Consider the following 11,058-nt stretch of genomic DNA (forward strand, 5'->3'; position numbering starts at 1 on the left):
CTTTTATGCCAACAGACCGGGCAATGGGCCGGGTGTACTGTCTTCTGTCCCGAACTGGTTGATGTTGACGCCCATAAACTGGGCAATCGACACCAGAATCTTGTTATGCGCGGCATTGTTGTATTGCAGGCTGCGCCCGCCCACCAAACCGCCTGCCGCACCACCGGCCAGAATAAACGGCATATTGTCATGGTTGTGCCATGAGCCATTCGCCAGATCACTGCCAAGGAAAATCACCGTATTGTCCAGCAACGTACCGTTGCCTTCCGGCACACTGCGCAAGCGTTCGATCAGTTGCGCCAGCTTTTCGGTATACCATGCCTTGATCTTGATGAAATCCTCACCACCCTCATGCGATGCCTGATGACAGGTCTTGTAACTGCCCGCGTCCTTGATCACCACATCGTTGACCGAATTGTTCCACACCAGCGTAGCCACGCGGGTCAGGTTACAGGCCAGCGCGTGTACCGCAACGTCCATGTGCAAATCGCTGATGACACCGAGCTGGTTGGTATCCAGGTATTCGGGGTTGCGCCAGATTTCCGTGCGCGTTACCTGAAAGCCGGTCGGGTTGAAATTCCATGCCGGGCAACTGCCTGCTGTGGTGGAAGCCAGTTTGCGTTCCATTTCCCGCAGTGATTCAAGATGCATGTCCAGCTTGATTTTTTCTGCCGTGCCAAGCTGCGCACGCAGGGCGTTCAACTCTTGCAGGGAGGCATCCAGAGCACTTAAACGCCGCTGTTCTACAAAGTTGTTGTTGGCCTCTTCCCCAAACAACGAAGTAAACGCCGCCAGCGGGTTCATTTCAGGCATCACCGGCACACCATTCAGGTCATAGGTAATGGGCTTGTCGCGGTAAATCGGCACAATCCCCAGATTCAGGTGTGGGCGCACGGACTGGTTCCTGAACCATTCGCCCAGGTAATAATCCAGTGAAACTTTCTTGTCCTGAAACACCCGTCCGGCTGCCCCGGTCAACAATTTGGCAATACCACCTTCGTGGGTACTGCCCGGCCCGAACATATTCACCCCGCTGAGGAAGACGCAATGTTCACGCACCCGTTCCAATGGCTGGGTCATGCGTGGCAAGGTGAAATTCGTGCCAGTGCCTTGCGCGTGCCAATGCTGGTATTCCATCCCGTCAGGAATGAAAACGAAAATGGCACGGCGTACCGGGGTGGCATCCGCCATTACGGTGCGGGCGAATGGCAGGGTCAGGCCACCCAACCCCGCTGCACCTAGCCCTGCTGCGCCCAAGCCTTTCAGGAAAGCACGGCGTTTTGCTGATACTGTCATGATGTCATCCTCCCCTTAATCGGCACGGCGCACGGTGAAGCCCGGTGCATTGACAATGCCCAGCAACATGGTTTGCAGGTTGTAGCCGCTGGCTGCGTAAGTTTGCAGGTAACTCTCCAGAGCGCAGTTATCGGCGACGGTTTCAACACGCCCGGTGGTGTAACGGTAATACTGCCGTGCCACACATTGCGCGGCGGTATCGCTGTCAGCCACCAACTGGCTGAGGTGCATCAGGTCGTTGAAACTGATTTCCTCATCCGGCGTGTAGGTTTCCATTCCACGCAGGATGCCACTCACTTCAATCGGCTTGCCGTTTTCCAACGGGCGGAACTGGCCCACCCCGTCGTATTTTTCAAAACTGAAGCCGGGGCCATCCAGATACTGGTGGCAGCTATAACAGGCTGTCATCGACTTGCTGTGGAAATCAAAGCGCTCACGAGTGGTCGCAGTCGGGTCGGGCGTTGGCGGCTCAATGACACCGGCATTTTCCGGCGGTGCCAGATCATGGCACAGCACCCGCTCGAAGAAGAATGCGCCGCGCTTGAACGGATGCGATTCCGCACTGTTGGCATAGCGGGACAATACCGCCCCCAAGGTCAGCAAGCCGGTGCGCGTACCGTCCATGACCGGCGTCACTTGCAACGCACTGCCGGTGGGGCCACTCAGGTGGTAGAAATCCGCCAAAGCTTTATTGGCCAAGACATAATTAGCCGTGAACAATTCATCAAACTGCTGAGTGGAGTCAAACGCCACATGGTTAAAGAAACCGATCAATTCCTGTGACATTGCCGCCCGTACTGCATCCGTATAACCGGGGTAAACGGTCAAGTCTTTGTTTGGTAGAGCATACGGGCTGGAACTGAGCAGCCATTGCCCAACGAAGTTACCCACCTGCTGGCGGCTGCGCGGGCTGGACAACAAGCGCGAAGCCTGTGCAATCCGCTGTTCAGGTGTTTGCAGCGCATTGTTGTCAGCAGCCTGGAACAAAGCCGCATCCGGCATGGAACCCAGGAACAGGTAAGACAGGCTGCTCGCCACCTCATACGGAGTGAGCCGGTACGTGCCATCGGCTTGCAATTCGCCCAGTTCGGAACGGTAGAGGAAATGCGGCGAAGCCAGCATCGCCATCACGGTATTTTCTACCGCATCACGGAATGTGCCCTGGCTGAAACGTTGGGCGTGGGCACTGACTTCGGCACTGCTCAAGGGGCGACGGTAAGCACGCTTGCCAAACTGCTGGATGAATTGTTGCGCACACGCTGCCGTTTCCCCGCTGCATGGCACGAGGTTTGACCAACTGTGTTGCACCGCTTGTGCGGCAAGCTTTTCGGCTTGTGACAAGTAGGCTTCCATGCGCGTACCAGTGACCAGATTGCTTGCCACGTTGTTGTCGAAACCTTCCACACGGTTTTCATCCGGCAACTCGTGGATGATGCTGACTGACAAACCCAACAAGTCATTGACGGTATTCTGGTATTCCTGACGGGTCAGCAGGCGCAGGCTGCGTTTGCCCGGTGGCGGTGAACTGCTGCACGCTTGCGGGTTAGTGCCGGTATCACCACCGTTATGGTTGGCTGCCAAGACCTCGATGATGTAATGCGAAATCCCCAAGGCACAGTTGCCAACACACACGCCAGGATTACTGGGCGGCATGGTCAACGCAGTGGTATGGGTCAGGCTATCCAATTGGGCGGCGGTAAAGTGCGTCAAGGGCTTGTTGGTAAAACCACCCTTGCCATCCGCACCGTGGCAACTGGCACAACTTTGGCGCTGGTACTGACTCTGCCCGTATTGCACCAGACTCAACAAGGTTGCCGTCACCGGCGTGGTACTAGCACTAACCCCGGCGGTATTGCTGGCAGCAACCCGGTAGGCATAGCTATTACCCATACTGGCGCTGAGATCAGTGTACGCTTGCACGTTGGCAGCGGTTTCGGTCAACACTACCCAATCGGCATCACTGGCATCTGCCAAGCGGCGTTCGATACGGAAGGCGGTTTCATTACTGCTGGCATCTTTCCAGCTTAACTGCACCTTGGCGTTATCCAACACACTGGCAGTCAGGTTAGCAGGAGCAAGCGGCAGGGAGGCTGGGTTGCCATCTTGTTCACCTGTCCCATCACCAGTGTTACCGCCGCCATCATTATCACCAGCACCACCATCTGAGCCTGTGCCATCACCGGTATCACCACCGCTATCGGTATTGCCACCAGCTTTGGCCTGGGTGTCGGCTGCGTAGTAGTGTGCCAATGCCTGCAAGGCATCATCGCCGTAATTGAGTTTCAGGTCACGTAACTGGTGCGCCATTTCGGTCGGGACATTGCTGCTACGCCCTGCCACATAATCCTCCAGCGTCGCGTGCAGATAAGTTGCTGTCTGCTGGTTCAAACGGGTGCGGGTCTGGTCAATCGCTGTATCGGTTGCACTGTGGCAGAACATGCAGTGGGTTGCATGGATGGCTTTGCCACGGCTCACCAGCACAGGGTCGGTGGTTTGCGGCGCTGCACGGAATTCGATGGCAGCAAAGTAATCTGCCAAACGCTCAAGCTGGGTATCGGTGTAGCCTTTGGCAATCCGACTCATGACGCTGGAGGCACGGCTACCATTGCGGTATGCCTGCATGGTGCGCACAAAGTACGTGCGATCCATGCCACTGATACTGGGGATACCCGCATCACTGCTATTGCCGTCCGTGCCATGACAAGCCGCGCAGTTGTTTGCCAGCATCGCGGCACGGATGTCGGTACGATCCTGACGCTTGGCACTCACGCTATCGGTGTAGGCGGAACTGCCTGCACTATTGACGGCTTTCACACGGTATTCATAAATCTTGCCGATGACCAGCGTCGTGTCCTGATAGGCACGGGTATTGGCAGTCAGGGTTGCCAACACGCCCCACTGTGCAGAGGCTTCGCGGCGCTCCAGCACCAACTGGTCGTCTACACCGCTGTTGACCTGCCAACTTAAGGCCGCATTGGTGTTATCCTGCATGATCACACGCAAATCGGTAGGGGCTTGCGGTGGGTATGCCAGCGTGTCTGCCTGACCATTGCAGCGCGTGCCATTCACTGCGACATCAATCGGGATCAGGTTCAGGCCAGTGTGCGAGGCGTTGAAACCCATCGAAATGCTGCTGTTTTGCCCGATAATCTTGTTGAAATCGACATTGCCTACGCTGACGCTTGTGCCTTGCTGGCTGAACTGCCCGTTCCAGCCATTGGTGACTTGCTGTCCACTCGGCATCGTCCAAGTGACTTTCCAGCCATTCCATGGGCTGCCAGTATTTTTAATGTCAACTGTGCCGGTAAAACCGTTATCCCACTGGTTCTGGATGCGGTATTGCACGTTACAGGAAGGTGGTGGCGGCGGTGGCGGGTCAACCTGCCCGCTACACTTCACTCCATTGAGGGCAACATTGCCCGGTATCTGGTTCAAGCCAGTATGTGCGCCATTGAAGCCAAACTGGATGACGCCACCAGCAACTATCGAGCGGTTCCAGTCCACAGGTTGCACCTCCACGTGGGCGGCACTTTGCTGGAATTGCCCGTTCCACAAGCCGGTAATGGTCTGGTCGTTGGGCATGTCCCATGTCACCGTCCAGCCATTGAGCGCATCCCCTTTGTTTTTGACCATGACATCTGCCGTGAAGCCATTGCCCCAGACGCTCGGCAAGGAATACAGCACCTCACAAGCCACCACCGGAGCCGCAGGAGGTGGGGGTGGTGCAGGATTGCCTGCGCACAAGACGCCGTTAACCTTAACATTGCTGGGAATGGCATTCGTGCCGGTATGCGAGCCGTTGAAACCAAACTGCACGCTGGCATTGCTGCCGACATTGGCGTTCCAGCCTGCATCTTTCACTGTGACTGCCGCGCCGCTCTGGCTGGATACCCCATTCCACAAACCGGTGATTTGCTGGCCATTGGGCATGTCCCAGGTTACTGTCCAACCCTTCCATGCATCCCCGGTATTGGTCACGCTGACATTGGCAGTGAAACCATTGTTCCATTGATTGGGGATGGAGTAATTGACTTTACAGGCGCTTGCCGCCCATGCACCTGGACTAAAAATGGCAAGTATGATGAGTAGTAGCAGGGTATACCCCACGGTTTGGGCATAAGTTAACCTTGCCCCCCTGCTGTTGGCTGTTTTCATAGTTGTCCCTCGCAAAACGGCTAGTGGATGCCGACATTAGGGAGATAATCTAAATTAATAAAAATTATTAATCAACAAGAAGCCGTAAATAAACTTGCTAGCAAACATCCATGCTGCTTTTCCATAATGTTCACCTGTAAAGGCTTGCTAAAATTCGTTTTCCCCTATTTCTTTGCTATAAAGCAAAAAAGTGCCGGTAGCCTCATGTTATGCTGCTTTGCACAAATTAATTCCTTGAGGTAGTGTAATGGATGTTGAACAACTTGCAATCCGTGATTATTTGGCGAAATGCCCCCCATTAACTGAGCTTCCCGCTGCCGAGCTGGATGCGCTTGCGCAAGCCATTGTGATTCAGCGTGTGCCTCAAGGTGATGATGTATTGACCATCGACGCGGAAAATACCGTCGCCTTCCTGATCCGCGCCGGGGCGGTGGATGTGTTGCTGGAAAGCGGCGACTGGTACGGGCGTTTCGGCGATGGCGATTGGGTCGGCTACCGTTCGGTGATGCGCGGCGGCAAGGTCAGCATGACGGTGCGGGCGATTGAAGACACCTTGCTGTATGCCGTGCCGGGTGAGCTGTTTTTATCCTTACTGGAACGCTTTGAGCGGGTACGTCACTATTTCGCCGAGCGCAAGCCGGAACGTTTACGCAATGCACTTCAGGAAATCCGTGGCAGTGACGGCTTGGCGTTGGTTGCCATGCACGTGCGCGATTTGATGAAGCTGCCGATGTTGGTGGGTAAAAGCGATAGCATCCAGCAAGTGGCGCAACAGATGAACGAATTCGATACCCAAACCGTGATGGTGACGGGCGATGACGGCGGCTTGTGCGGCATCGTCACCGACGTGGATTTCCGCAAGCGCGTGGTGGCAGAAGGGCGCAGTGTGAATGCGCCGATTGCGGACATTATGACCTTGAACCCGCTGACACTGACCCCGCGTGATCAGGCTTCCGAAGCTTTATTGCTGATGTCGCGCCGCAATATCCGCCATTTGCCGGTGGTGGAAGGCAATGATGTGGTGGGTGTGTTGTCTGCCAGCGATTTATTACGCACCCAAAGCAGCAGTGCGGTGTATTTGGTGGGGGATATTTTCGCGGCGCAAGATGTGGCGCGGTTGGCGGAATTGAGCAAGAGTTTGCCGAAACTGTTGGTCAGTTTGGTGAAACAAAGCCTGCCTGCCAACGATATTGGGCAGTCGATCACGTCGGTTGGGCAAGCAATTGCGCGGCGTTTATTGGTGATGGCAGAAGAAAAATTCGGCGCACCACCCGTGCCGTATGCGTTTATCGTGGCGGGGTCGATGGCGCGGCGTGAACAGACTGCGCATTCTGACCAAGACAACGGCATGATTGTGTCGGATGATTACAACGAAGCGCAACACGGCGAGTATTTCCGGCAGATAGCGAAAGTCGTGAGCGATGGTTTGGATGCGTGTGGCTACATTTACTGCCCCGGCAATGTGATGGCGACCAATGACCAGTGGCGGCAACCGTTGGCGGTGTGGCGTGGCTATTTTGAGACATGGATCAATAAGCCCGAACCGATGGCATTGATGTATGCCAGTATTTTCTTCGACCTGCGCTGCTTGCACGGGGATGCCAGTTTACTGACCCGTTTGCAGGAAGAAGTGCTCCACAAAACCAAGGCCAGTACTCTGTTCCAAGCGTTTATGGCGGGTAATGCCTTGAGCCACAAACCGCCGATTGGTTTCTTCCGTGGCTTCGTGCTCGACAAAGACAGCAAAGACAGCAGCGCCGAAAAAGGCATGGATATGAAGAAGCGCGGCGTTGTGCCGGTTATCGACATGGCGCGGCTGTATGCGTTGGCGGCAGGGCTTACGCCGATCAATACCTGGGAACGGCTGGAGGCGATTGCGGAAGCGGGGACGATCACCCGTTCTACTGTGGAAGATGTGCGCGATGCCTTCGAGTTCATCAGCATGGTGCGCTTGCAGCATCAAGCCAAGCAAATCGAAAACGGGCAAAAACCCAATAATCACATGCCGCCCGAAGAGTTGTCGGCGTTGGAACGTCGCCATTTGAAAGATGCGTTTGAGGTGATTTCGACCATGCAGGACAGCATGGCAACCCGCTATCAGGCGGATAAGTTTAGATAAGATAACCCACTGGAGGAGAACCACTGGTGTGTTACATGCCCACCTGACGGAATTTGCTTGCCCTGCGCTGACGGTGGCAGGCAACGACACGATTCGCACGGTGGCTGCCCGCATGACGCAGGCGGCAAGCCGTGTTGCGCTGGTGTTGGACGCATCTGGCAACTTGCAAGGCGTGGTCACGGATATGGATTTGCGCACACGGGTGTTGGCTGCCGGGCTTGATCCGACAACCCCGGTGGGCGAGATCATGACGCATCAACCGCTGGTGGTGGCAGCTTCGGAAACCGCATCCGCCGCGTTGCTACTGATGGCACGGCGCAATATTCGCCATATTCTGGTACGGCTGGCGGATGGCAGTTTTGGGATTGTGTCGGCGTTCGACCTGTTGCGGCAATACGATTACAACGCCGCTTGGCTGATTGGCGACATCCACGTCGCGGCTGATGTGGCAACCCTGTCACGCCTCAGCCAGCATTTACCATCTGCCTTGGTGCGCATGGTGCAAAACGGTACGCCTGCCCGCGATAGTGCGCATTCCCTCAGCCTGGTCGGGCAGGAAATTGTGCATCGCCTGCTGACACTCGCGGAAAACCGTTTTGGCGCACCGCCCATTCCTTACGCTTTCATGGTTGCCGGTTCGATGGGGCGGCATGAGCAAACCATCCACACCGATCAAGATAACGCGATGATTCTGGACGATAGTTTCGTGGAGGAACTGCACGACAGCTATTTCCAGCAAGTGGCGCACTTTGTCAGCGACGGGCTGGCTGCGAGTGGGTATGTGTATTGCCCTGGCAATATCATGGCAAGCAATCCGCAATGGCGGCAACCGCTGCACGTCTGGCGCGAGTATTTCCGCCAGTGGATTGATACCCCCGAACCGCAAGCCTTGGTGAATGCCACCATCTTTTTCGACCTACGTTGCACCTATGGCGATGACAGTTTGTGGTTGCGGTTGCGCGATGATTTGCTGGGGCGTAGCCGCAATAGCAGCCTATTCCAACATTTGCTGGCAGAAAACGCGCAAACTTTTCAGCCTCCGCTAAACTTTTGGGGTGGCTTTGCCAGTGAACGCAATGCAGCGGGCGAGAAAGTCATCGACTTGAAAAAACGCGGCGTTGTGCCGGTGATTGATTTGGCGCGGGTGTATGCATTGGCGCACGGTTTGCCGCCGGTGAATACGGTGGAACGCTTGCAAGCCTTGGCAGAGGTGGGGGCGTTGAACCGCGCTGATGTGGGGGAATTGCTGGAAGCGTTGGAAGTGATCAGTCGCTTGCGTTTGCAGCATCAGGCTCGGCAGGTGCTGGCAGGGGTGAAGCCAGATAATGCGTTGCCACTGGCGAGTTTGTCGGCGTTGGAGCGTAATCATTTGAAGGGTGCTTGCGAGGTGGTGGCGCGGTTGCAGCAAGGGATGTTTCGGGCTTACCGGAGTGGGGGGTGATTGTTGATAGATTTGGTAGTGTATCTGTCTTGAACTGGGATTCTTAGGATTCGTGGGATTTTAGGATTAAGAGAAGAGGTTGGTGGGTGTCCTACTAATCCTTAAATCCTGAAAATCCAAGTTCAAGACGAAAAATGGAGTCGCAAACTCCAAAAAACCATGTAAAACGGAGTTACTGATCTGCGAGTGACGAAAGTTTGAGTCAAATTTGTAATGATAATCGGAAATAATCCGACTAAGCTCTCAAAATTGACTATAATCATCAGTATGAACAGCGTACAAATCCCCCTGCAAGGCCACATTTTCAACCATTCAACCCTCACCGCCCTGTTGAAGGATTACGCCCGCCCGAACGACAAAATCAGCGACATGTTGGCGAAAGCCGAGTTGCTGCCGTTGAAAAAAGGTTTGTACACCTTGGGTGGCAAGGCGGCTTGGTCTGTGTCACGCGGTCTGGCTGCCAATCACTTGCATGGCCCCAGCTACGTTTCCCGCGAGTGGATGCTGGCGTATTACGGCTGGATGACTGAGCGGGTGGAAGAGGTTACCTCCATGTGTTTGGAACGTTCCCGCCATGTCAGCACCGCGTTGGGCAGGTTCAGTTATGCCGCGATTCCGGCACGTTATTACGCCACTGGCTTGACCTTCGTGCAGGAAGGGGATGTGGCGTTCATGGCGGCTACCCCGGAAAAAGCCCTGTGTGATGTGCTGGTGGCTACCCCAAGACTGCGGATTCAGTCGGTCAGTGCGATGCAAGACTACCTGTTGGAAAATTTGCGGTTGGAAGAGAGTGATTTGCACAGTCTTGATGCAGCCCGTTTACACACCTGCGCCCAAAGCGGTTACAAAACGGCGATGTTGGCGCATCTGTGCCAGTTAGTGGAGGCATTGCAGCATGATTGAAGCCATGCTCCAGCGTTACCCTGTCACCGACGCGGAATCACACTATCAGGCGTTGCGGGAAGTCATGCAGGAAATCGCGCTGGCGGGGCTGTATCGCGGTGGTTTTTTCCAGAAAGCGGCTTTTTACGGTGGTACAGCCTTGCGGATTTTCTATCAGCTTGACCGCTTTTCGGAAGACCTGGATTTTTCGTTGCTGCAAGCCGACCCTAATTTTTCGTTGGAGCCGTATTTTGCTGCCATCCGCAAGGAATTCCATGCGCTGGGGATTCAGGTCGAGGTTTCTGCCAAACAGAAAACCCGGCAGACAGCGGTCGAGTCAGCGTTCCTGAAAAGCAATACTGCCATCCACCTGTTGCAGATTCAGGGGGAATACACCCAAAGCTGGTCGCCGCCGCGCCCGATCAAGATCAAGTTTGAGGTTGATACCCAGCCGCCGTTGGGGTTTGGCACGGAAGAAAAGCTGCTGTTGCTGCCATTTTCGTTCTACGTGAAGTGTTTCCAGATTGGCGATTTGTTCGCGGGCAAATTGCACGCCCTGTTGTACCGGCGGTGGCAAAACCGGGTGAAGGGGCGCGACTGGTATGATTTTGAATGGTATGTGCGGCATGGGCATCGGGTTCACCTGAGCCACTTTTTGCAACGCGCCCAGCAAAGCGGGCAGCTCGTGGGGCGGGACAGCGTGAGTGTGGAGGAGGTGCGGGAATTGCTGCGGCAACGGGTTGAGCAGGTCGATTTCCAGCAAGCGAAGCAAGATGTCGCCCGTTTTATCAAGCACCCGGAACGGCTGGAAATATGGTCGCAGGGGTATTTTCAGGGGTTGGTGGGGAGGTTGGTTTAGGCTATGTTGCCTTCGACTGCGCTCAGGCAACGGCACGTCCGCTGGCTGAGCGGAGTCGAAGCCGGATTCAGGCAATCACTCCAGTTTCTTCAACATTTCCTCAACTCCCTTAATCCACTGTTGCTGCTGCCCGTGCAGCAAGCCTTGTTCCTCCAACGGTTTCAGGATTGCCAATGCTTTTTCGCCGTGTGCGCGGGCGGCTTTGGTGTTGTCCTGTTGCTGCTCAATATCCAGTAATTTGAAATGTGACACCACCACATCGGTTTGCCATTCGGCATTGCTGGGGTCGTTGTCCGCCAGCGTTTG

At 55.2% G+C, this 11,058-nt stretch carries 7 protein-coding genes; 4 read left to right on the forward strand and 3 right to left on the reverse strand.

From position 1 onward, the window contains the following. Positions 1 to 3: 3 nt before the first annotated feature. Both BLV87_RS07900 and BLV87_RS07905 read right to left on the reverse strand, forming a co-directional pair. Positions 4 to 1,296, reverse strand: a complete 1,293-nt coding sequence (locus BLV87_RS07900; protein WP_093067156.1) for a DUF1552 domain-containing protein — start codon at positions 1,294 to 1,296, stop codon at positions 4 to 6. A 15-nt stretch (positions 1,297 to 1,311) separates the two neighbouring features. Further along, positions 1,312 to 5,451 (reverse strand): cellulose binding domain-containing protein, encoded by a 4,140-nt coding sequence (locus BLV87_RS07905; protein ID WP_093067158.1) that lies wholly within the window; start codon positions 5,449 to 5,451, stop codon positions 1,312 to 1,314. A gap of 247 nt (positions 5,452 to 5,698) precedes the next feature. Between BLV87_RS07905 and BLV87_RS07910 the strand changes: the two genes are divergently transcribed. The 4 genes from BLV87_RS07910 to BLV87_RS07925 all read left to right on the forward strand — a co-directional run bounded on the left by BLV87_RS07910 (position 5,699) and on the right by BLV87_RS07925 (position 10,752). Further along, complete coding sequence (locus BLV87_RS07910) at positions 5,699 to 7,570, forward strand: putative nucleotidyltransferase substrate binding domain-containing protein (protein ID WP_093067160.1); 1,872 nt, start codon at positions 5,699 to 5,701, stop codon at positions 7,568 to 7,570. Between the two features lie 28 nt (positions 7,571 to 7,598). Continuing rightward, a complete protein-coding gene (locus BLV87_RS07915) occupies positions 7,599 to 9,011 on the forward strand; it encodes a DUF294 nucleotidyltransferase-like domain-containing protein (protein ID WP_093067162.1) in 1,413 nt (470 codons plus the stop codon). 267 nt (positions 9,012 to 9,278) lie between these two features. Further along, positions 9,279 to 9,914 (forward strand): type IV toxin-antitoxin system AbiEi family antitoxin domain-containing protein, encoded by a 636-nt coding sequence (locus tag BLV87_RS07920; protein ID WP_093067164.1) that lies wholly within the window; start codon positions 9,279 to 9,281, stop codon positions 9,912 to 9,914. Beyond that, entirely contained in the window at positions 9,907 to 10,752 is an 846-nt protein-coding gene (locus BLV87_RS07925) for a nucleotidyl transferase AbiEii/AbiGii toxin family protein (RefSeq protein WP_093067166.1), read from the forward strand. The genes BLV87_RS07920 and BLV87_RS07925 overlap by 8 nt, the downstream gene beginning before the upstream one ends. A 75-nt stretch (positions 10,753 to 10,827) precedes the next feature. Here BLV87_RS07925 and BLV87_RS19315 read toward each other — a convergent pair. Then, the coding region (locus BLV87_RS19315) for a hypothetical protein (RefSeq protein WP_217629959.1) at positions 10,828 to 11,058 on the reverse strand (231 nt) is incomplete at its 5' end.

The organism is Thiothrix caldifontis (assembly GCF_900107695.1).
Classification (GTDB): domain Bacteria; phylum Pseudomonadota; class Gammaproteobacteria; order Thiotrichales; family Thiotrichaceae; genus Thiothrix; species Thiothrix caldifontis.